The sequence below is a fragment of the Candidatus Liberibacter solanacearum CLso-ZC1 genome (assembly GCF_000183665.1).
GTDB classification, from domain to species: domain Bacteria; phylum Pseudomonadota; class Alphaproteobacteria; order Rhizobiales; family Rhizobiaceae; genus Liberibacter; species Liberibacter solanacearum.
In genome coordinates this window covers 839,852-862,316 of sequence record NC_014774.1, presented here as the reverse complement: position 1 = coordinate 862,316, position 22,465 = coordinate 839,852, and the positions used below count along the sequence as shown (strand labels likewise).

The window sequence follows — 22,465 nt, the reverse complement described above, 5'->3', positions numbered from 1 at the left end:
TTTTTAGGATGTAGATGTTGCAAAATAATCAATTGTTGGAATTACAGCATACGATTGCAGATTCCATAACAATCACGGGCATAGGAGTCCATTTTGGTAGAAGTATTTCTTTAAAGTTACACCCTGCAACAGAAGGGGTGGGAATATTATTTAAGCTTGTACAATCAGGAAAAGTCTGTGATTCTGTATTGGCATCGTGGAGTAATGTTGTTGGAACGAATTTAAGCACTATTTTAGGATCAAGTTCTTACAAGATTCATACAACGGAACATTTAATGGCAGCATTACATGCTTATGGCATTGATAATGTTATCATTGAAATGGATGAATCAGAAGTTCCGATTATGGACGGGAGTGCCCTTGCTTTTGTAGAAGGCATAGAGCGTGTTGGAATCAAAGCATTACAAGCCAAGCGTCGTTTTATGCGTATTCTTAAGCCTGTTCGAGTTAAAAATGGTGATTCTTGGGCAGAGTTTATCCCTTGTGATACTGCTCGTTTTGAAATTTCTATTCAATTTAAGAGTAAGCTCATAGGTTTTCAGAAATGGGAAGGAAATTTAACAAAACAAGTTTTTCGGGATGAGATTTGTGCTGCTCGTACATTTGGTTTTTTGCAAGATGTTGATCAATATAGGCAAGCTGGTTATGCATTAGGTTCCTCTTTGGAAAATAGCATCGTTATTTCTGCCGATGACCAAATTATTAATGATGAAGGATTGCGTTATTCAGGGGAAGAGTTTGTTCGTCATAAAACACTGGATGCAATTGGTGATATAGCATTATCTGGAAATCGGTTGATAGGTTGCTATCGTTCGCATCGGGTCAGTCATAAAATAAATTATATGGCTTTATGTGCTCTCTTTGCGGATAAGAATGCTTATGAAATCGTTGAGGATTATGTATATCCAGATAAATAGAAAGATTAACCCTTTCTTATTTTATCTAATGGGATAGAATGGTTGTTAAAAAGTATAATGATTTGGTTATTTCATTCTATTAAGGTGTTAGTTAATTTTTATTTTTGAAGAGTGAGCATGTTAGTTGTATAGATTTGTATTAACTATATTTTTTATTAGTACACTTTCCTTTTTGGCAAGTTGTAAACATCAGAATCAACCTTCTCAAAATTTTATTTTTCCTAGTATTTCAGATAAGAAATATCAGCGTAATCTTTATGAAAAAGCAGTAGAATTATTAGAAAATAAGAATTTTGAAAAAGCTTCTAAAGAGTTTTATTCATTTTCAAAGGAATTGCCCTTTAATGATGTCGCACGTAAAGCTTTATTGATGTCTGCTTTTGCCAAGTATAAGACGAAAAAATATTTGTCATCTGCATCGCTTGGCGAAGAATATATTGCTCAATATCCTAATTCAGAAGATATAGACTATGTCTATTATCTTGTGGGCATGTCTTATGCGCAGAAGATTCGTAATGTATCGTATGATCAACACCCTACACAATCAATGGTACAATATATGAGTGAAATTTTGGAAAAATATCCAAAATCTCCTTATTCCAAAGGTGCTCAATTTTATCTGAGTATTGGAAGGAATCAATTAGCGGGTCAAGAAATGTATGTGGGGCGCTACTATCTTAAAAATAAAGAATATGTATCTGCCATTTTACGGTTTCAATTGGTTATTGCAAATTATTTTGATACAGAACAGGTGGAAGAGGCAATGGCTAGGCTTGTAGAAGCATATTTTATGCTTGGATTAGTTGATGAGGCAACCAGTATGGCATCTGTGATTCAACAAAAATATCCTAAGGGATTATGGTCTGATTATGTTAGTGATCTTGTGCAATTGAATAAATAAAAACCGGGAATATCCCTAGAGAATTAATTTTAGAATTGCTATTATATCTTTATGCTGACACATCTTTCCATTCGTAATATTGTTATTATAGAGAATCTTGATATCGATTTTTCTGCAGGATTGTCCATACTGAGCGGAGAAACTGGATCGGGTAAATCTATTGTATTAGATGCTCTCTTCCTTGCTATCGGAGGAAGAGGAGATGGAGGACTGGTTCGTCGTCATACGGAAAAAGGACAGGTTATTGCTGTTTTTGACGTTTCTCCTGTTGAAGCACTAAAAAATATGTTTGCAGAAGCCAATATTACTCTTGAAGATAATGTGATATTGCGTCGTGTGCAATTTCCTGATGGACGCACAAAAGCCTATGTCAATGATCAGCTTGTCAGTGTTAACTTCATGCGTTCAGTAGGATCTCTGCTGATAGAAATAAATAGTCAGCATGCGGATCGTTCTCTCATTGATGTTAGCGAGCATCGTAAGATTCTTGATTCTTATGCTAATCTTGCAGAAGATCTTGATAATCTTGGAATATTATATCGTAATTGGCGTCAGGCTTCGGATGCATTGCAAGAGTATAAAACAAAAAAAAAATTTTCTGCTCAAGATATTGACTTCTTACGTTTTTCGGTAGAAGAACTACAGTCGCTTGCTGTTCAGCCAGAAGAGGAAAATCAATTGGCTGAAATGCGTTCTAGGATTGTAAAGAAAGAGCGTATTGCTGTTGAGTTAGCAAGTATTATAGAGGATTTCAATCAATCTTCATCGCCTATTGCAATTGTTTGCTCAATTTTACGAAGATTAGAACGCAAAAATACGGAATTTCCTGATTTGTTGACGGAGGCTATCTCTTTTTTAAATGAAGCACAGGCAAATTTATCCGATGCACAACACGAAATAGAAAAAAGATTTGCAGAAATTCAATATGATGCTCAAGAATTAGAAAATATTGAAGAACGTTTATTTGCATTGCGTGCGATGAGTCGAAAGTATTCTGTTTCTGTTGATCAGATACCTGAATTAGTAAAGAAAATGGCAAAAGATCTTGATGATATTCATGCGGGAAGTGAAGAATTGTGTTCTTTCGAACGTGCCCTTGATGAATCTCGACAAGTTTATAATCATGCAGCGCAAAATATTTCTGAAAAAAGGCGTCACTTTGCCAAAATATTAGAAAAAAATATTATGAAAGAGATTGCTGCTTTAAAGTTAGAAAATGTTCTTTTTATAGTCAATATTACATCAGATATACAAGATATTTCTTTTCACGGCATTGATAGAATTGAGTTTTACGTTCGCACTAATCTGGGAGAAAGCCCTGGTCCTTTGATGAAATTAGCATCAGGAGGAGAATTATCAAGGTTTCTATTAGCGTTGAAAATTGTTTTAGTGGATCGAGGATCAGTTCCTACTTTGGTGTTTGATGAAGTGGATTCAGGGGTAGGAGGTGCTGTTGCTGATGCTATTGGATATCGCCTGAAGAAATTATCAACGAAAAATCAATTGTTGGTTATTACACACACACCACAGGTAGCAGCGCGTGCCGATGTACATTTTCTCGTATCCAAAAAGAAGAACCTTGAAAATATGGAGAGAACCGAAACAACTGTTGTAGTCCTTACACCACAAGAACGCTGTGAAGAGATTGCTCGGATGTTGGCTGGAAGTCATGTGACTGAAGAAGCAAGAGCCGCTGCCGTAAGGCTTGTTGAATTATCGCAAAAATGATGAGTAAATTTTTATGTAGAGAAGAATTTTTCTAGGAATAATAAATGGCAAACCGTAAATTTATTCCCATTGAAGAGTTGAGCCCTGAACAGGCGAAAAAAGAACTTTCCTTTCTTCAACATGAAATATCATACCATGATGATCTCTATTATCAGCATTCACAACCTAAAATTTTGGATTTTGAATATGACCAGTTGAAGGAACGTTGTGATGCTATCGCACGGGCTTTTCCCGAATTTGCATCCCTTGCAGATAGTAATGGACCTCTCAATAAAATAGGGGGAGAAAAAAACTTCTCACTGTTTAAAATTACCCATTCTCCTCCAATGAGATCATTAGAAAAGAGTCATCAGATCGAAGATATTAATTATTTTATGACTAAAATTTATCGTGATCTGAAAAAGGATTGTTATAACAGCATTGTTTTTACGCTTGAACCTAAAATTGATGGAGCATCTCTTAGTATACGATATGAACAGGGAAAATTTGTTCATGCTGGGCTACGTGGAGATGGTTATATTGGGGAGGATGTGAGTGCTAACATTTCTATGATGTCTATCATTCCACAAGTTTTATCATTCAAAGTTCCAGAAATTTTTGAAGTACGGGGTGAAATTTACATCTCTAAAAAAGATTTTTTTGTTCTTAATGAAGAAATGAGGACGACTAAGAAAAAACTATATTCTAATCCTAGAAATACAGTTGCCGGATTGTTACGTTCTCGTAATCAAACGAGTAAGAGTAGAATCAGCCGTTATTTGAAGTTTTTTGTTCATGGAATAGGGACAATATCTGAGAAGTTCGCAGATGGTCAATATGAGATGCTGCAGAAAATGCGAGCTTTGGGTTTTCCTGTAAATGAAAGAATTCAACAAGCGCATACCTTAGAGGGCATTGTATCTTATTATGATGAAACGGCATTAATTCGTTCTTCTCTCCCTTATGATATTGATGGAATCGTGTATAAAGTTGATAGTTTTACTTTGCAACAACAATTAGGAGAGCGTTCGCGTAGTCCTATTTGGGCTATATCGCATAAATTTTCAGACGAAGAATTCTCTACACCTCTTTTAGGAATTGATATTCAGATTGGTCGTACGGGTATGCTCACGCCAATAGCTCGTTTTGAATCAATCAATATGGGTGGAGTTTTTGTCAGTAATGCCACATTACATAATGAAAATTATATCAAAGGATTAGATTCATCAGGTAAAATAATTCGTGGAGGAAGAGATATTCGAATTGGGGATATGATTCTTGTAAAACGAGCAGGAGATGTGATTCCTAAAGTAACAGATGTTATTATGGAAGAGAGACCTATTGATTCCCAGATGTTTTCTTTTCCATCTTCTTGTCCTGTTTGTCAGAGTAAGGTGGTTCGTGCTGTTAATCCAAAAACAGGAAAATTGGGTTCTTCTCACTATTGTACGGGAGGATTGATGTGTCCAGCACAGCAGTTGGAGTATTTAAAATATTTCGTGTCGCGGGATGCTTTTAATATAGAAGGTTTGGGAGAAAAACAGCTGGATTTTTTCTTTAAATCAGAAGATCCCTCTTTTTCGATTCGGATTCCTGCCGATATTTTTACGTTACAGCATCGTCAACAAACTTCATTTAAAAAACTTGAAAATATTCCTGGTTTTGCGCACGTTAGTGTTACCAATCTCTATGATTCTATTAATAAGAGGCGTAATATTTCTTTGCAGAGATTTATCTTTTCTTTGGGTATTCATCATGTGGGCATAGAAATTGCTAGATCCTTGGCACAGTTTTATCGTTCTTATCAAAATTTTGAAACAGAAATAAAAAATATTCTTGATAAAAAAAATGATGCTGATGTTTCTTTAAAAAAAGTTGCTTTAGTTGGGGATATGGTGGCGCAGTCTATTATAGCATTTTATCAGAATCCTGAGAATAATCGTGCTATAGCAGCGTTGTTAAACGAAATATCTCTTTCTGTTTGGGATTCTCAGGAAGATAATTCAAGGAATTCAATTTTAGCCAATAAGAGATTGGTCTTTACAGGAACTCTTCAAAAAATTACACGGCATCAAGCACAAGAGGCTGTTAAGCAATTAGGTGCCATCGTTTCATCTACTATTTCGCATAAAACTCATATTGTTGTAGTGGGTGATAATGCTGGATCAAAGCTTAACAAAGCACGCCAATTGGGTATTGAAATCGTGAATGAAGAGCAATTTTTATCTTTAATTTCCGAACAGATAAAGATGTCAGGTGTAACACGAAATGATACCATTCTATAATAATAAAATAGTCTTTTGTTATTGTGGTACATCAGAAAGATCATCAACCTTACTTTCTATTCGAGTGAACTCTCTAGCATAGAAGTTACATTGCTTTTTTTATCATAGGTATAAACATAGATAATACTGTATTTGTTTTATAAAAGATTCTTATTTTTTTATTCCCTCGGTATTTGAGAAAACAATAGATGTTATTTCTGAGCATCTCATGCAGAAGAGGTCTATTGAATATGAGAAGATGAAGCTTGAGCAAACTAGAATTCAAAGCTCTACTCAACTAGATCTTGCAGATATTAAATTGGGGATTGAAGAGCTTAAAGTTGATCAGCCAATCAGATTAGCAAGAATAAAAGCTCAACAAGTCAAGAGTGGTATACAATGGATTGATGCCTTTAACGCCTTAATCAACGCCTTAATCCGTCCTCTTACAACACTATTTTGGATTATTTTTCCGTTATTGGTCTGGTGGAGTATGGGTGTGAAAGAGGGCATCTTTGACAGAAGCCCCCTTTCGATCTTAAGCCCATTTGAACAAGATATTATCGCTTGTATCCTTGGTTTCTGGTACACCGATAAAATTGTGCAGAAGAAGAGGAGTTAGTTAGTTTCAGTTACTGAGTTACCAGCTACTTCATATACTTCAGCTGTTTTAGATCCTTCATCTACTTTAGATGGTTTAGATTCTTCATCTACTTTTAGATCACTTAACGCTCATCAAATGGTGTTAGTCGTCTAGGCTATGACTCAATATTGATCGTAGTATTTCTTGGCTTACTATATCACACAATTTGGGGTCATTTCGAATTTCTGAAGACGCCAACGCACTTCTTATATCCCCGATATGTTTTGTTTGCTCAATGGCTTTCTTTATCGCATCGTCACGTTTAACTTTATCTTCAATTTTTATTATCTCTTTTTGTTTCTTAGGGCTTCGGATTGCGACAGATCACAGCCACCTAAAGATACGGTTACTGACAACATGGCCACAGTTGATATTAAGCCTAGCTTTTTAATGTCCATATTTTACCTCTCCAAATATGATATAATGTACTACAAATAACACCTATAGATTGCGTGAGTCAATATCATGCCACAGCTTTTAATTGATTTAATCAAAAGACTTGAAGGGCTTCTCCTATCCGCTTATCGATGTCCGGTTGGTATTTGGACTATCGGTTATGGCCATACTGGTAAGGATGTTTTTGAGAATTTGGTCATAACTGAACAACAAGCAGATGATCTTCTTAAATGGGATGTTTCGAAGTGTTTAAGCCAAGTATTTACCGTTTCCCCGATTCTTATTAATGCTGGTGAAAACCGCATATCAGATATTGGGGATTTTGTTTTTAATTGTGGAATTGGAAGATATCGGGCAAGAACTTTAAGGAAATGTGTAGATTCTGAAGATTGGAAGAGTGCATCTCATGAATGCAAAAGATGGGTTTTTTCTGGTGGAAAGAAGTTGAAAGGGTTGGTTGCGAGAAGTTGAAAGGGTTGGTTGCGAGAAGAGAGATTGAGGCAGAGCTATTGTTGAAGAATTAGTGATAAAAAGGTTAGGGATTTGTATTTTCAAGGTATCGTAATATCATATATGTATGATTCTGGTTAGGGATCAGTTAAGTTGTTGTTTTACGTTATTAATTTCTCTTATCGGAAAATTTATCAGCGTTATTTTCAAGTTGATCATCATTTTTCAAGCAGAGTGAAGAGGATTGTTCGTGGAGGGAGATAAAGCAGAATGAAGGAGGCTTTTTTAGATATTTTTTCTTCTGCGACATTCCGTATCATTTATATCCTAGGATTTTAGTACATTGATACAGTTGTGCAGAAGAGGAGGGATAATCATAAAAAGAGGGACTTCAATGTCATTACTAGGAACGGCTTCAGGTGAAGTTATTCCTTCGTAATAGTCATGTATAGTCCCGCGTTACTTTTTCAATTAATCTTTAGATAGTTTAGTTTGATTATCTTTATCTTGGGTTGTTTCTTTTTGATGTAATTTATTTTCTTTTTTCAGCGGTTTATTCTTTATATTTTTCTCTTTATTCTTCAGTTGTTTCTTCTTCAGCTTTTTTTTATTATCTAATTTTTCTTCTTTTTCTTTATTTTCTTTTTTTGTACTAGATTGAGACCTTGTTTTTTTAAGGTTATTACTGTGTTCTACTTTATTTTTACTTAATTTTTCTCCATCAGTTGTATCATTTCTAGCAGTATTTTTATTTTCTCCACCAGTTTTATTAGATTGAGGTAATTGAAGTGGTTTTTCTATCTTAGTTTTAGTTTCCGCTGGAGTAGCTTGAGTTTCTTTTTTTTCTTGCGTTGATGGAATTGATTTTTGAGTTTCTTTTATTTCTTGCGTTGATGGAATTGATTTTTGATTTTCTTCAATCCCTTTATCTTCTGTATTAGATTTTTCCTCGCTTGAATTACAACTACTCAACATTACAGTTATTGCTATTATTGCGGCTATAGAAGTGGAAATTACTCTATTCATACTTTCTCCTTGAGGATATAAAAATAAGTCTGATTTTTTTTATTGCAATATTGAATAGATTGTAAAAGAATATCTAGACATAATATTTATTTTTATTTTTATCCTTAAGACTATATAAAACAATCTTGACTTTTTTATAATAAAAACTTGGTTAATGATATCATAATTTTATTAATTTGACTAGGAGAATATAGCTTAATTTACTTTCTTCATTCATAAATTGTATTTAATTATTCATGGGCCAAAAATGAAGTTAAATATGATTATAGTTTCATTGCTTTGAGTTAATGGAATGCAATATTTTTATACTCTGTGATTGTAAGCGTATTGATGTCCCGCTGGAAGTAAGGACTATCATTATATCTTTGAATACTCTCTAAACATCTAGAGGGATGAGAAGAGCGTTTTTTTGAATGCCAAATATAGCTTTTGTTGCTAGGAAGGAAGCTCGAAGGTCTTGTATTTTGTATTAAGAGGAGAAGATTGAAGAGGGGAGAATTGTTATTGAATGGTTAGTGATAATTTGACAAAAGTACGGAATAGTATAAAGAAAACACTGGCAAATCAATATTATCTTGATTAGGATTGATAGTATTATAAAGAGTCTTGACCATGCTATTGTTCAACACCACTTTGTTCAATACTGTTATTATTCTGATGAGATGAATCGGAGTAATCCTTATTTACTATGACGGTTACACAAGAATCCGACCAAACGTTTAATGATGTTTCTAACATGTCTACTATACTATAAAATGGCAGGATTATACTCATGATATTGATAGGTATGCCCATATTTGTTAACAAACTTGCGCTTAGAAAAAAACACCCCATAGGTACGCCTGCATTGCCAAGTGCAGATATAGTCGCAACCAAAACCCATGAAAACATGTTTCCCAAACTCATTTCTATACCGTTATTTTGCATGACATAAACTACCGTTATTAATATAAAAGCAGCACAACCATTCATATTAATAGAGGTACAAAAAGGTAATATAGAACGACTTACTTGCGGAGAAACATTAAGATTTTGTTCGGCACATCGCATCGTTGCAGGCAACGTTCCCGTTGAGGATTTGGAAAAAAAAGCAATAACCAATGCAGGGAACATTCCTTTGATTATCTTTAAAGGATTATGGCCATTGATATATAGTATAATTGGCAAAATAACGATACCTTGTATCAGATTAGATAATATGATGATCGATAAATATTCTCCTAATCCTGAGATATTCAATCCCTGTTTAAATTGTAAAATCGTGACAGCAACAAAACCACTCATAGCAATAGGAATGATTCTCATAATCCATCGAGTAATCGTTAAAGAGATACTATGCATTCCTTCAAAAAATATTATAACGTTATTTTTTATGTTTTTATCTGTTATAAAATGAATAGCAATACCTATAGAACCAGATATTAATAAAACCCCCATAACCTGATTTTCCAAAAATGGCGACAAAAAATTATTTGGAATTAAGTTTACAAGATGCTGTAAGTAACTGATTTTGCCCATTGCAACAGTGTTATCTGGTTTAATAATTATATTAGACGGAGAGATGATCTTATATATCAATAAGGCAAGAGATGCCGCTAACATGGTAGTAAGAATTGTGTAAAATACAGTTCTTTTCCACAATCTAATCATACCCTGTTCAGGAATACATTTCGATAAACTGACAATTAACGATAAGGATATCAATGGTAAACTGATAAATTTAAATAGTCGGATGAAAATATTGACAATAACTTCTGCTATATCATTAAAAATAACATAATCTGTTGTTCCTAAAAATATGCCTATCAATATAGAAGATATATAAAAGAAATAAGTTTTCTGTTGTTTATTAAGAGTTATTATATTTCTTAAAAACATGTTTTCTCTTTCTGTAATGCTGAAATATATTAATACAAATATTTTTTTTAATAGTCTTGAGGCAGACATGGCAAATAATAGCAATCAAGCATTTTATTATCAAGAACTTAATTTTTTATGTTACTGATCATAAAATTATTATTGATTTAGCTATATTTTTGCTATAAAAAGGCTACTATTTCTTTGGGAAAAGGAAAAAAATTGTTATGCTATTGATTGTTTTTGGGCGATAGAATACTTGCTAATAGTGTGTTGACGAGCTTGTTTGTGGTCAACTATTGGATGAGGATAAGGATGAATTGTATTCTTGTTATCAATCCAATTGTGGGGAGTATGAATGTATTGGTCAGGAACATTTTTGAGTTCAGGTAACCATTGACGTATAAAAATACCTTTGGGATCAAAACGCTTTCCTTGGGTAGTAGGATTAAAAATACGAAAGTAAGGAACAGAATCATGTCCCGTAGAAGCTGCCCATTGCCATCCTCCGTTATTTGACGCTAAATTACCGTCTAATAATTGCGACATAAAATATTTTTCTCCTATCCGCCAATCTATCAAAAGATCTTTTACCAAAAAACTTGCTGTGATCATGCGTAGACGATTATGCATCCATCCCATTGTATTGAGTTGACGCATTGCTGCATCAACAAGAGGAAACCCTGTATTACCTTGTTTCCATACTTCTAAAGCTCGTGGGTCATTGTTCCACTCTATTTTATCAGTCCATTGAATAAAGGGTTTGCCCGTGCATAAAGAAGGATAAAACACAATTAAATGATGATAAAATTCACGCCATATCAGTTCATTAAGCCAACTAAAAGCACCGCTATTGGTTTTGATAAGTACATCTGAAAATTCTACATTTAATCTATTCCAACATTGGCGAGGAGAAAGAGCTCCAATAGATAAATAGGGGGATAAATGACTCGTCCCTTGAATGGCGGGGATATCTCGTTGTTCAACATAATATTGTACTTTTTCTTTACAAAATTTGCGCAAAATCTGTAATGCGTTGTATTCTCCAATAGGGAAAATAGGATCTACTTCCTGAAAAGGATAATCAAAATATAGAGGAACTTTTGTTAGGATGACAGGTCCAGTTTGACGAATTGTAGGGGCTGGAACAGAACGCAGATCTGATTGAGTTAAATTTTGGATAAATTCTTTGCGAAATGGTGTATATATCTTGTACATTTCGCAGGCTCGATTGAATATTTTACCTGGTGGAAGAAGAACACTGTCATCAAATCCTCTACAAATAACTCTATTCTTTAGGCGTCGTTCTAATTCCTGATCACGACGATGTTCATTAATTTCATATTGGCGATTGTAAAAAAGTTCGGTTACTTTTTTTTCTTGGCAATAAACATCTAACCATTTTATCGCATCATCAAAATGAGAACATTGGTGATATTGGAGAACAATTCCTCTCTTAGAAAGGGATTGCTGTACTTGTAAAAGCGTGGCATAGATAAAAGTAGCTTGACGTGCCGACATTCCATGTTGGTTCCATTGTTGTGGTGTGGCAATAAAAACGGCAATTACTTTTGCATTTGGATTTTTACAAGCAGCATAAAGTGCCTTGTTATCTGTAATACGAAGATCGTTGCGTAGCCAAACGAGATGAACGCTCATATCATATCTTTCGCACTTCTATATCCTTGGAGGATGATCACGAGAATAAAAAACAATAAGACTTACCTCTATTATCTTATAGGTAGCTTTTATTTCATAAACAGTAGATTGGGAGGACAATAAAAATTGTCAAATTCATTTTCCTTCATCATAGATAATGAGAGAGTTTATTTTTTATAATCTATATCCCAGCGATACATTGCCCAAATAATATTTTGGTGTCATACCAATAAATATCTTTGAAAAAATGTGATCAGTAATATTATATTCTAAGCCAATAGTTTTTGTTAGTTCATTACACATAAAATTGTAATTAAATCTAAAAAAGACTGAAGTGGTTCGGTGTTACTTTCACGTAAGGTGTAAACATTTAAAAGGATTCCATTTGTTCTCAGCATCGCTTCTAATGTTGCCCCTATTTCTCTAACAACAGTTTTTTACTCTTGTTAAGCAGCGAATTATATAAAATTTTATTATTTAAATAAAGATATCATTCATCATGAGGATTAATCAGGTCTTTTTTCATGATTGAGTTGACGGCGAGCATGAAACATATAAACAATGGCAAATAAGAGAATGAAAATGATGAAAAAGCGACTCCATTGAAATCCTTGCATAATAAATGGTGCTAAAAGAGACCAATCTGCCATTCCCATCCAACTATCCGTTTTCGCCAGTTTAAGAGCCCAAACACTACCAAGAATTTCAATTATTCCCATAAAAAAACAAATTATAGATGCTGCGCGCCATCCTCCGTAATGATTGGCAAAAATTCCTATTGTCGCATTAGAAAAAAACATGGGAATAAAGCCAGGGATAATTAACAAAGAAAAACGAAAGAATATCATCATAAAAATTGCTGATATTTGGCCGATGGCTCCCCACAAAAATCCCCATATTAATGCATTGGGAGCAAATCCATAAATCGCAGAGCAATCAATAGCTAGAATCGCCCCCGGAATAAGAGATTGCGAAATTCCTTTAAACGAAATAGTAAGCTCTTTGACGAACATTGACACTCCTTGCATAATAATAACAATACCGACAGAAAAGAGCATGCCTGTTTCTAAAATATACAGTGTCCAGTGTGTTTTTCCAGCCATTTCTTGAATTACGTCAGTACCGAGAGATAATAATGCCACTCCCCAAAATAGGGTCATAACAATGCCTGTAGCAATAACGTAATTATTAAATAAAAGAAGCCATTTGGATAGTTTGAGAGAATTAATGTTTTCTGATTTATTGCCCAAATAAGGAGCTATTTTATAAGCAAGCCAAGATGCTACTTGCTGTTGATGTCCAATAGAAAAACCAGCATTATTTGTTATTTCTTGAGTCGGTTTATATAATATATTAGAGGTTATTCCCCAGTATAATGCTAAAAGACAGGATGAATAGGCGACGGATTGCCATATATCTGTTTGTAAGGCTATATGAAAGAAAATGAAAATCAGTCCAGCCTGTTGAAACATGACTTCTCCGTTGAGTATAATTGTTCGAATTCCAGTTAAACGACGCAGAATAACCATGAGAATATTTAGCATGAACGCTATCAAAACAGTATAGCCGACAAAACTGTATTTTTCTCCTAAAGATGCTATGCAGGAAAACATAAAAACATAAGGATCAATAATTAAGCCATCAATATGATGGATGATAGAAATTTTGGTAATGATAGCTTTGGATTTATTGACAAGAATATCAGCTCCTACCCGCAGGAGAAGGAATCCAACAATCGTTTGAATCGTAGAGGAAATAATAAAGATAATCTTTTTGCCAAGTAGAATATTCCCTAACATGACAATAATACCAAGCATAAAAGAAGGCTTGGTCAATATTTGATGATGAAAAAAACTGAAAAAATTCTCAATAAAAGGCATTCAACCTCCTCTTAACACGTGATGTATTCCGTGTGTATATATTGCTATCTAGATGGATCAAAAAAATTTTGCCATTTTATAGCCAATGAATCCTAATATGAGATGGAGGATAAATTTGCGAATAATACCAACAAAAACATATCAAATAATTGCAAAACAAGGGTTTGGAAAATCATTATCCTAAGATAAAATCAAATATAACACTGTGTTGTTTATAGAATCCTATATTGATTATTTATAAAAATACTGTAAAGTCAATAACTTAAGCTTTAAACCTTACATCTTCACATTGTTGATTTCACGCTTTTTTTTATACGTCTCTTATACTTTTTATATGCTTTTTGACAATAATTCAATAGCATTTGAGGACAGTTTTTTATTATCTACCTCCTTCGTATATATATCTCAGCCATAGCTAGTTTCTATCATCCGTACATCGCCATTAATTCATGAGAACGTACACCTGCATTCGCCATAATCGTCGCTCCCGCTTTTCTTAATCCGTGTGCTGTACACTGGTTAGGCAAATCTGCTTTTTTACATTGGTTTTTAAACCATATTATATTACGAACGACTCCTCGTTTGCGTACTTTATACCTGATGGAGATGTTAAGAATACTTTTCCTGTGTACTGTGTGGCTTCCTAGCTATTGGTATAGTAACATGTGTTCCTTTCTTTTTAGTTTGGATCGAAAAAAACCATCTTTAATATGTTGTTTTCCTACTCTCATAACATCCGATCGTCTTAACCCAAGAAACAACATCATCTCCATAGCTAACCTAGCTTTCGTACCTATTGGATGAAATCGTCTATACTGTTCTATATTCTCTATCATCCATGTTACAAATTCTTTAATCTTTAATTTAGGTGATTTTACGCCTACAGTAGAATCAGCTTTAACAATGTTTCTTTCTAACACCCATTTATTTGTTGCTTAAAAGCCCCCTGATATTCTTCTCAAGGGGCTTTTTTGATTTAATCACTAGATATTTTCGCACCTGTCTTAAGATGTTCTTCGTATTTCTTATCTACCTTACTTTGTAGTTCTTCCTGTTGTTTTGTAGTAAGATTGCAAATGGCATCACAGATTTGATCAGGATTTAGCTTCTTTGGTTCATCCGCCAAATCACAACCAGCTAATAAGCCACTGGTGATTAAAGTTGATGCTATTAAAAATGTTTTAGTTTTCATTTGATACATTTTCCTTATAACTTTATAGTTGGACTGAATTATTCCCGCCTTTAAAGGGCGGGGGTGATTTTAAGATGCTTCTTTGATTTGTTCGATGACCACTTAGCTATCGCTAGAGGTTTGTACTCTTCTCACATTCTAGCTCTCTCACTTTTAACGTATTTGATTTAATTACCATATATTTTCGCACCTGTCTTAAGATGTTCTTCGTACTTCTTTTTTAACTTAATGTGTAGCTCGTCCTGTTCTTTTTTAGTAAGCTTGACGATGCCATCACAGATTTGATCAGGAGTAAGCTTATTTGATTCATCCGCCAAATCACAACCAGCTAATAAGCCACTGGTGATTAAAGTTGATGCTATTAAAAATGTTTTAGTTTTCATTTGATACATTTTTCTTACACTTTATGGTTGTAATAAATTATTCCCGCCTTTAAAGGGCGGGGGTGATTTTAAGATGCTTCTTTGATTTGTTCGATGACCACTTAGCTATCGCTAGAGGTTTGTACTCTTCTCACATTCTAGCTCTCTCACTTTTAACGTATTTAGCCTTTAACTTCATAATAGGATACCCTAAATCACTTGGCTAGGGCATAACTGTGAATAATCTTTAAGCCATTTTTCTTGGCAAATAACCGTTTCAGTTCTATAATTTTATTTATTAAGTGGTTGCGAAGGTCGTGTTAGTATTACTCAAATGGGTTAAAACCGTAGTTTAAAGGGTCTATATTTTAAATTAAATACTATTCTTAGAGTTTCTAATGACATTTTTAATTTGCAGAACAATTGCAGTCTTCGACTGTTTGGCGATTGCTTTGAAGCTTTATTTGAGAATTACGACTCTCAGTGGGATGTAGATACGTTAGTAAGATGTCTCAACTCTCATTTGCGTGAGGTCTGCGACGATGAAGAAACCTGGGAAGCTGATGATTGGAACGATGATTACATTTACGGAAAGAGACAATTAAAAATCTTAATTTCACGTATGCAATCTTTGCTAGAGAAGTTAAAGGATCAATCGTCCAAAGCATCAAGTGGCGAGAAAACATCTTAGATATTTTGAAAGGAAACAATAAATCATGATACCTACCGTCATTTCCACTTCCACCAACACATCATCCCAACAATTCCAAAGAAGAGTATGAGATTAAACGCTAATTTGGCTTTTTCTAGTTTTGTAAGTTCTTTACTCATGGTTCTTGTCTTTTCGTATGGCTTTTAATTCCTTGTACTCATTTCCATTCATCCCAACGGTCTTTAATAGTCTCAATTAGAATTATAGTTACTAAAATCGAACTTACGAATATTAGAATAATTATTCATCACCACTTCTTTGTAACTTTTGATATAACTCTTTTAACTCGTGATCGTCTTTATATTTTTGTAAAAAGTGGAGGTGGGCATGGATAATAACAGCGTTCTCTAATAACGCCATACAGACCTCATGAGATCCATATCTTCCAACAAGTGTTAAGATATCTACACGGGTTTTATCTGGTTTTCCATGATGGTAGTTGCAAATATCGCTAACCTGATTTAAAAGTTGTATATTCATTTTTTTCTTCCTCCCATTTGGTGGAGATACGATATGTTAATTTGGGAAAGCTCAGACTCGGATATCTGGTACGGGCATTGCTATGAACAAAAGCCGAGTTATGATATGAGTTATGTGGGTGTTGCCAAATATATAAAAGATGACGACGATCTGTCTGCTTATGCGGTTGGGGCTTGTAGGAGCTGTGGTAACTTGTCGTTGTTCCTTTTCAAAGAAATGCTTTACGAAGAGCTCTGTATTAAAGAGAACTATATTCAAAATATTAATAGGCATATAGATGCCCCTCGAATCATCACCGCACCTATGATTAACGAGCGTATGTTTACAGTTATCCCAAAACCAACTATTCTTATTGAATCTGCACAAGGTTGGCCAGAAGAGGTTATTAATAATATGCTTTCTGCGAAAGAACTTATGGTCAAAAATAATCCTCGGTATGCGAGTGTTATTCTTTCGGCGTGCCGTACCGCATTGGAGACCGCCATTAAAAATATCACGGATGATCAAGGAAAAGCCATAGATTTTAGTAATAATATAAATCTTAAAAATAAAATAAAATCTCTTAGAGAACAAAACTTGATTACCAGAGAGCTTTATGAGTGGTCTAATCACATTCGTTTAGCAGGCAATAAAGCTGTGCATGAAGGTGAAGCTCATATTGAGGACGCCAATGAATGTTTTGAATTCGTACATCTTTTTTGTCATATTCTTTTCACTTTACCTGCTTTGATTGAACAAAATAAATTAATTAATTCCGATAAATCAACCGAATAGGTTTTTAACCCGATACTAAAATTCATTTCTTATTCTTCCTCCTACTTCTTGGAGTTTTGCCGTTTGCAAAGAGGTTTTTTATGTGTTTTGTCTTCGCTTATTCTCTTTTGAAATGGTCGTATATTAAGACACCAAGAAAAGCTAAAAAAAGCCATGCTATAAACAATAGCTATAAGGTGATTAACATATGTTGTTCATTATTCTTGTTCCCCATACCAAGCTTCAAGAGCGATAAGCATAAATAGATTTGAGACCAATGATACAGCTTCTAATTGATTTAGTTAAGGGGGTTTTGGGTTGTCTCGGCGCGGGGATATTGTTGAAAAGTTAGTGTTAATCTGATACCTAAAAGGTGCGGGATTGCTATAACGAAAATTATAGTATTTTCACACCTTGTTTTTGGTGTGAGAAAATGGCTTAAAAGTAGCGTATTATCAATAGTTTACAAATTGATATGTAGTATGTTGTTACAATTTTCTAACAAAATAGTATTTTTGATGAGAAAAAATGGTGTACAAAGTGCTTTTTAATTAAAATTTTAAGGAATAGAGGGAATGTTGGCATATGTATTAGATCAGAAGTTTCCAGAAAACAATTCTCTTCTCCATGGATCAGCTAAGGTTTTTAGTGTCGCTCCAATGGTTGATTGGACTGATCGACATTACCGTTTTTTTGCTCGGTTATTAACTAATAATGCTATTCTTTATACAGAAATGATTGTTGCTGATGCAATCTTATATGGAAATAGACAGAATATTTTGGGTTTTAGTACTGAAGAAAAGCCCCTTGCTTTGCAAATTGGTGGTTCTGATATTGCTAAACTCGTTGAGTCAGCAAAAATTGTTGAAGATTTTGGATATAATGAAATTAATTTCAATGTTGGTTGCCCTTCACCTAATGTTCATGCGGGATCTTTTGGAGCATGTCTCATGCTCACTCCTGAATCTGTTGGTGATTGTATCGCAGCAATGCAGAATGCTCTTTCTATTCCGGTAACTGTTAAGTGTCGTATAGGGGTTGATAATCAAATTCCTGCGATTGCTCTGCGAAATTTGATAAAATCTATCAAACAATCAGGGGTAAAAGGGATATGGATCCATGCTCGTAAGGCCATACTCGGTGGTTTATCCCCCAAAGATAATCGCAAAATTCCAAAGCTTGATTATGACATTATCTATGAAATCAAAAAGGAAAATCCAGATCTTTTTATCGGTCTTAATGGTGGTTTGGACAATATGCAGCAAATCTTACAGGTCTTACCTCATGTAGATGGTGTTATGGTCGGTCGATCTGCATACCAAAATAGTATTATTCTTGCTTCTGTAGATGAATATTTTATGAATCCTTTAACAGGATCTGCCCCTAAAAAGAAAACAATAGATAAGGATTTTTGGAAACAAATTAGTGATTCTATGAGTAAATATGCTGATCGCCATATCAAAGCAGGGGGAAAATTATCCCACATTACGCGTCATATGATTGGTTTGTTTCATGGCTTTCCTCATGCGCGACGTTGTCGTCATATTTTGACTGTTGAAGCCAATGCTCCAACAGCAACTCATCAACTTATTAAAACAGCATTTAACCTGATGATAGAATCATTAGAAAAATAGGTAAGGTGTTAAAAAAATAATTCTATTAAGTTGTATTATTGCATTTTTTAAAATAAATAAAAAATCCCGCATTACGTACTTTCGTTTGATCATTTTAGAGAAACCATTCAACTTACCCCTATACCATGAATATGCTTTGATTAAAAATCATGTGTTCTGTTAAAGAGAGGGATAAAATAGTTAAAATAATTTTTGTTTTTAAGTCTTTACTAGATCAAGTACATCGAGTTCATTTATAAAAAAAGGTCTATTGATATATTGTCCTATAGGGAATTCTATAGGACAAAAATCTTTACACGGCGGAGATCGCAAGAATATCTTCTCCTTTTATTCCAACAACCTGATATCCAAACTACGTCATGATATTCACCCGTCACACCGCTAGAAAGATCAGAAAGCATGTAAAGAGCTGCTTTCCTTCCTTCATCATGAGAATATTGCGGCAAAGAAGGAATGATATTGATTCCTATTTAGAGTATCGCTAAAATTTTCAATAGTATAGGAAGAAAGAATTGTTGCAAAGGAAGAAAGAATTGTTGCAAAGGAAGAAAGAATTGTTGCAAAGGAAGAAAGAATTGTTGCAAAGAAAATAATAACTCTTGCAAAGGAAGCAAGGGTTTTAGCATAGCCGGCAGATATTGTGTTGAATTGCATATCATCATTGCTTTTGAAGAGAGAAGTGAAATAGTTAAAATCATTTTTTTTTTAAGTCTCCAATTGATCAATACATCGGGTTCATTTATAAAAAAAGGTCTATCGATATATTGTCCTGTAGAAAATTCTATAGGACAAAAATATTTATACGACGGAGATATCAGGAGCGTCTTCTGCTTTCATTCCAACAACGTGATATCCAGCATCTACGTAATGACATTCACCCGTCACACCACTAGAAAGATCAGAAAGCATGTAAAGAGCTGCTTTACCTACTTCATCATGCGTAATATTGCGACGAAGAGGGGAATTATATTGATTCCATTTTAATATATATCTAAAATCTCCAATAGCAGAGGAAGCAAGAGTTTTAGCGGGACCAGCAGATATTGCGTTGACTCGAATATCATCTTTTCCTAAATCCATGGCAAGATATCGAACAGAAGTTTGCAGAGCTGATTTAGCAAGGCCCATCACGTTATAATGTGGCATCACTCTTTCGGCACCAAGATAAGTAAGCGTCAACATGCTTCCGCCTTTGTTCATCAACTGTTTTGCGTGGGCTGCTAAAGCGGTAAAGGAGTATACCGAAATATCCATTGTTTTTAGAAAGTTTTCGCGACTTGTATTAATATACGGTCCTGTGAGTTCGCTTTTATCTGAAAAAGCAACAGCGTGAACAATAAAATCTATATTCCCCCATTTATTTTTTATATTACTAAATACTTCATTAATTGTTTCAGGTTCGGAAACATTACAATTTCCTGCCATGTAAAAATTTTTGCCATCTACCAAGCTTTCAATGCGTTTCTTAACAGAATCACCTTGCCATGTTAAGGCTACTTCTGCACCTGCATCATGGCATGCCTGAGCAATTGACCACGCTAGAGAACGATTATTGGCAACACCAAAAACAATTCCTCGTTTATTTTGCATGAGGGAATCCACTGCAAGCATTTAAAAACTCCTAAAAAATTTCTGATATTTATTTTATTAACAGGGTATGTACTATCATGTTTTTATTTGTTGGGGGTGGATAGAAACCTATGTAGCATAAAACCACCCCCCAACATGTATTACACACATTGTATGTATATTCAAGTTTACTATATATAGTAATTTTCTCTTACTGAGATAAAATATCTATATAGATTTTTTTAGTATATTCATCTAATCTAAAAAAATGGAAATTTATGGTTTTATGCAACAGTATCACTCTATCAACGACGAAGATTTTTTTTACGCTTTTATCTCAATGGATGAAAAAAGCAGAATCGAGCGAATCCAATGATCCCCATGCTGCGGTATTAGCTACTGCTGATCGTAAGGGTTTTCCGAATGCACGTGTTGTTCTTATTAAATATTTCAATAAGAATGGTTTTGTATTTTTCACGAATACGCAAAGTTTTAAAGGGCAAGAAATAAAAGAAAATCCCCAAGCGTCTTTGTGTTTTCATTGGAAGTCTTTATGTCGACAATTACGTGTACGGGGTCTAGTAGAAAATTATTGTCCATCTAAGTCAGATGATTACTATGCTTCGCGTCCTCGGGGCAGTCAAATAGGAGCTTGGGCTTCAAAACAATCACAGAAGATGGAATCTATTGATATATTAAAAAAGTCCGTACAGAAGTATTCCGCACTTTATGATGATTCACAAGAAATACCGCGTCCTATTTGGTGGTCTGGTTTTTTGATTCGTCCTTTATATGTGGAATTTTGGGAAGAGCGTCCTTATCGTCTTCATGAACGTATTGTATTTTCTCGTGAAACGATTACAGGAGAATGGAAAAAATTCATGCTTTATCCATAACAACTATTTCAAAAAAATATGAGAAGTATTTGTTATACTGTTATAAGTAAGGAATAATGCTGTTATTTTATCTTCCTCCTCACTTTTTTATGGTGCTCAGGAGATTGTGCGCGGTAAAAGAGGAGACGCAACAAGTTTAGAAGATTTAATGCTCAGTCGCACTCTGTTTGCCTCTTTTGGTATGTATTTCTGCTTGCGATACAGTCTTCCTAACCGTATTCTACCACGAGATCATGAGTTGTAGCTCTTGCTTCAGTTGAAAGTGTAGCGGATAGTTTTATGACGCCATGAAGATTTCTCTAGAAATATTTGTGATAATAAGGAGCAGTGAGAGTATCTCGGTTCTAGATCGTCATAAGTATTGTTTTAGATATTTCTAGTAAATATTTTTTAGTTATAGACAGTTTCTTTGCAACTTTGTATAACGCAATGCGTTGAATGAGACAATATATTTTCTTTAGCATCGTTAGTGCTATCTTCAGGACGATAATATTGTCAATATTTTAATTTCAAAGGGTTTAATATAAAACAAAAAGCAATTTTTTATCATATCATTTTTTGTGAGATTGTATGCGTTGATAACAAACTTGATTTTTTTTCCAGAAACTGCTGATCACGATTCTACTATTTGTGCCATGCATGCAGAAGCATTTGGTCCTGGTCGTTTTGTTCGTGCAGCTATGTTGTTGCGTGAACAGGGAACGCATGATCTTTCTTTGTCTTTTCTGTGCGCCGATGGAGAAAAAATTGTAGGATCCGTGCGTATGATGCCGATTTCTATAGAAAAAATAAAAGGATATATGCTTGGACCTATAGTTGTACATCCATTATACAGAAACAAAGGAATTGGAAAAAAATTAATACAGATGGCTATTAAAGGGGCTAGAACAAAAGGATCAGAAGTCGTTGTGCTCGTTGGTGATGCTGATTATTATACTAAAATAGGTTTTCAAAAAGTTCCATTTAAATCTCTTCTATTTCCTGTTCCTGTTAATCCCCAACGTGTTATGTTTTACCCGATAGAGAACAATATCGTCGAAAATCTTAAAGGTGTCATTCGCTGTAGAAAGGTGGATTAAAATTTTTTTTATTCATCCCTTTCAAACAGAAAATCTCTGTTTTATTTTTTTATGACACCGTTTCTTTTTCAGAGATTCTCTCAAAACA

At 34.3% G+C, this 22,465-nt stretch carries 20 protein-coding genes; 10 read left to right on the top strand and 10 right to left on the bottom strand.

All coding sequences use genetic code 11. The features are described from left to right. Positions 1-14 precede the first annotated feature (14 nt). The 6 genes from lpxC to CKC_RS03920 all read left to right on the top strand — a co-directional run bounded on the left by lpxC (position 15) and on the right by CKC_RS03920 (position 7,299). Positions 15-917, top strand: a complete 903-nt coding sequence (lpxC, locus tag CKC_RS03945; protein WP_013462227.1) for a UDP-3-O-acyl-N-acetylglucosamine deacetylase — start codon at positions 15-17, stop codon at positions 915-917. A 172-nt stretch (positions 918-1,089) separates the two neighbouring features. Further along, a complete protein-coding gene (locus CKC_RS03940) occupies positions 1,090-1,818 on the top strand; it encodes an outer membrane protein assembly factor BamD (RefSeq protein WP_244391943.1) in 729 nt (242 codons plus the stop codon). A gap of 51 nt (positions 1,819-1,869) precedes the next feature. Beyond that, complete coding sequence (recN, locus tag CKC_RS03935; RefSeq protein ID WP_013462225.1) at positions 1,870-3,546, top strand: DNA repair protein RecN; 1,677 nt, start codon at positions 1,870-1,872, stop codon at positions 3,544-3,546. A gap of 44 nt (positions 3,547-3,590) precedes the next feature. Further along, positions 3,591-5,810: an NAD-dependent DNA ligase LigA gene (gene ligA / locus CKC_RS03930; RefSeq protein WP_013462224.1), complete on the top strand. Its 2,220-nt coding sequence runs from the start codon at positions 3,591-3,593 to the stop codon at positions 5,808-5,810. 208 nt (positions 5,811-6,018) lie between these two features. Beyond that, positions 6,019-6,411 carry a hypothetical protein gene (locus CKC_RS03925; protein ID WP_013462223.1) on the top strand — a complete coding sequence of 131 codons (393 nt, stop codon included), beginning with the start codon at positions 6,019-6,021 and terminating at the stop codon, positions 6,409-6,411. Between the two features lie 486 nt (positions 6,412-6,897). Beyond that, positions 6,898-7,299, top strand: coding sequence for a lysozyme (locus CKC_RS03920; protein ID WP_013462222.1), 402 nt, complete (start codon positions 6,898-6,900; stop codon positions 7,297-7,299). 450 nt (positions 7,300-7,749) lie between these two features. On the opposite strand, the gene CKC_RS03915 is transcribed toward CKC_RS03920, so the two are convergent. From CKC_RS03915 to CKC_RS03875, 8 genes are all read right to left on the bottom strand, one after another. Beyond that, complete coding sequence (locus tag CKC_RS03915) at positions 7,750-8,304, bottom strand: hypothetical protein (RefSeq protein WP_013462221.1); 555 nt, start codon at positions 8,302-8,304, stop codon at positions 7,750-7,752. 615 nt (positions 8,305-8,919) lie between these two features. After that, positions 8,920-10,182: a dicarboxylate/amino acid:cation symporter gene (locus CKC_RS03910; RefSeq protein WP_013462220.1), complete on the bottom strand. Its 1,263-nt coding sequence runs from the start codon at positions 10,180-10,182 to the stop codon at positions 8,920-8,922. A gap of 204 nt (positions 10,183-10,386) precedes the next feature. After that, entirely contained in the window at positions 10,387-11,820 is a 1,434-nt protein-coding gene (gene phrB / locus CKC_RS03905; RefSeq protein WP_013462218.1) for a deoxyribodipyrimidine photo-lyase, read from the bottom strand. A 506-nt stretch (positions 11,821-12,326) separates the two neighbouring features. Continuing rightward, the gene (gene ulaA, locus CKC_RS03900) at positions 12,327-13,700 is read right to left on the bottom strand and encodes a PTS ascorbate transporter subunit IIC (protein WP_013462217.1); all 1,374 of its coding nucleotides are present in this window, start codon (positions 13,698-13,700) and stop codon (positions 12,327-12,329) included. Between the two features lie 647 nt (positions 13,701-14,347). Further along, positions 14,348-14,620: a site-specific integrase gene (locus CKC_RS05840; RefSeq protein WP_013462216.1), complete on the bottom strand. Its 273-nt coding sequence runs from the start codon at positions 14,618-14,620 to the stop codon at positions 14,348-14,350. 56 nt (positions 14,621-14,676) lie between these two features. Then, the gene (locus CKC_RS03890; protein WP_013462215.1) at positions 14,677-14,892 is read right to left on the bottom strand and encodes an SEC-dependent effector SDE5640; all 216 of its coding nucleotides are present in this window, start codon (positions 14,890-14,892) and stop codon (positions 14,677-14,679) included. 167 nt (positions 14,893-15,059) lie between these two features. Continuing rightward, entirely contained in the window at positions 15,060-15,275 is a 216-nt protein-coding gene (locus tag CKC_RS03885) for an SEC-dependent effector SDE5640 (protein WP_044054347.1), read from the bottom strand. A 931-nt stretch (positions 15,276-16,206) separates the two neighbouring features. Beyond that, positions 16,207-16,446, bottom strand: coding sequence for a hypothetical protein (locus CKC_RS03875; protein ID WP_013462211.1), 240 nt, complete (start codon positions 16,444-16,446; stop codon positions 16,207-16,209). A 33-nt stretch (positions 16,447-16,479) separates the two neighbouring features. Here CKC_RS03875 and CKC_RS05835 point away from each other — a divergent pair, with 33 nt between their 5' ends. Both CKC_RS05835 and dusA read left to right on the top strand, forming a co-directional pair. Beyond that, positions 16,480-17,220: a DUF4145 domain-containing protein gene (locus tag CKC_RS05835; RefSeq protein WP_013462210.1), complete on the top strand. Its 741-nt coding sequence runs from the start codon at positions 16,480-16,482 to the stop codon at positions 17,218-17,220. A 554-nt stretch (positions 17,221-17,774) separates the two neighbouring features. After that, a complete protein-coding gene (gene dusA / locus CKC_RS03860) occupies positions 17,775-18,833 on the top strand; it encodes a tRNA dihydrouridine(20/20a) synthase DusA (protein ID WP_013462209.1) in 1,059 nt (352 codons plus the stop codon). A gap of 426 nt (positions 18,834-19,259) precedes the next feature. On the opposite strand, the gene CKC_RS03855 is transcribed toward dusA, so the two are convergent. Together CKC_RS03855 and fabI are read right to left on the bottom strand one after the other, a co-directional pair. Continuing rightward, positions 19,260-19,487: a hypothetical protein gene (locus CKC_RS03855; protein ID WP_143827775.1), complete on the bottom strand. Its 228-nt coding sequence runs from the start codon at positions 19,485-19,487 to the stop codon at positions 19,260-19,262. A gap of 144 nt (positions 19,488-19,631) precedes the next feature. Continuing rightward, positions 19,632-20,444, bottom strand: a complete 813-nt coding sequence (gene fabI / locus CKC_RS03850; protein ID WP_013462206.1) for an enoyl-ACP reductase FabI — start codon at positions 20,442-20,444, stop codon at positions 19,632-19,634. Positions 20,445-20,680: 236 nt separating this feature from the next. On the opposite strand from fabI, the gene pdxH reads away from it, so the two are divergent. Then, entirely contained in the window at positions 20,681-21,298 is a 618-nt protein-coding gene (pdxH, locus tag CKC_RS03845) for a pyridoxamine 5'-phosphate oxidase (protein ID WP_013462205.1), read from the top strand. Positions 21,299-21,885: 587 nt separating this feature from the next. Next, positions 21,886-22,377: a GNAT family N-acetyltransferase gene (locus CKC_RS03840; RefSeq protein ID WP_244391941.1), complete on the top strand. Its 492-nt coding sequence runs from the start codon at positions 21,886-21,888 to the stop codon at positions 22,375-22,377. The last annotated feature ends 88 nt before the right edge of the window (positions 22,378-22,465 follow it).

What these genes read in the sequence shown, in the direction of transcription:
- CKC_RS03925 (WP_013462223.1), top strand. Translation starts at nt 6,019, where the DNA reads ATGCAGAAGAGGTCTATTGAATATGAGAAGATGAAGCTTGAGCAAACT.
- dusA (WP_013462209.1), top strand. Translation starts at nt 17,775, where the DNA reads ATGTTGGCATATGTATTAGATCAGAAGTTTCCAGAAAACAATTCTCTT.
- CKC_RS03855 (WP_143827775.1), bottom strand. Translation starts at nt 19,487, where the DNA reads ATGCAATTCAACACAATATCTGCCGGCTATGCTAAAACCCTTGCTTCC.
- CKC_RS05835 (WP_013462210.1), top strand. Translation starts at nt 16,480, where the DNA reads ATGTTAATTTGGGAAAGCTCAGACTCGGATATCTGGTACGGGCATTGC.
- CKC_RS03890 (WP_013462215.1), bottom strand. Translation starts at nt 14,892, where the DNA reads ATGAAAACTAAAACATTTTTAATAGCATCAACTTTAATCACCAGTGGC.
- ulaA (WP_013462217.1), bottom strand. Translation starts at nt 13,700, where the DNA reads ATGCCTTTTATTGAGAATTTTTTCAGTTTTTTTCATCATCAAATATTG.
- CKC_RS03920 (WP_013462222.1), top strand. Translation starts at nt 6,898, where the DNA reads ATGCCACAGCTTTTAATTGATTTAATCAAAAGACTTGAAGGGCTTCTC.
- recN (WP_013462225.1), top strand. Translation starts at nt 1,870, where the DNA reads ATGCTGACACATCTTTCCATTCGTAATATTGTTATTATAGAGAATCTT.
- fabI (WP_013462206.1), bottom strand. Translation starts at nt 20,444, where the DNA reads ATGCTTGCAGTGGATTCCCTCATGCAAAATAAACGAGGAATTGTTTTT.
- CKC_RS03915 (WP_013462221.1), bottom strand. Translation starts at nt 8,304, where the DNA reads ATGAATAGAGTAATTTCCACTTCTATAGCCGCAATAATAGCAATAACT.
- CKC_RS03910 (WP_013462220.1), bottom strand. Translation starts at nt 10,182, where the DNA reads ATGTTTTTAAGAAATATAATAACTCTTAATAAACAACAGAAAACTTAT.
- CKC_RS03885 (WP_044054347.1), bottom strand. Translation starts at nt 15,275, where the DNA reads ATGAAAACTAAAACATTTTTAATAGCATCAACTTTAATCACCAGTGGC.
- phrB (WP_013462218.1), bottom strand. Translation starts at nt 11,820, where the DNA reads ATGAGCGTTCATCTCGTTTGGCTACGCAACGATCTTCGTATTACAGAT.
- CKC_RS03875 (WP_013462211.1), bottom strand. Translation starts at nt 16,446, where the DNA reads ATGAATATACAACTTTTAAATCAGGTTAGCGATATTTGCAACTACCAT.
- ligA (WP_013462224.1), top strand. Translation starts at nt 3,591, where the DNA reads ATGGCAAACCGTAAATTTATTCCCATTGAAGAGTTGAGCCCTGAACAG.
- lpxC (WP_013462227.1), top strand. Translation starts at nt 15, where the DNA reads ATGTTGCAAAATAATCAATTGTTGGAATTACAGCATACGATTGCAGAT.
- pdxH (WP_013462205.1), top strand. Translation starts at nt 20,681, where the DNA reads ATGGTTTTATGCAACAGTATCACTCTATCAACGACGAAGATTTTTTTT.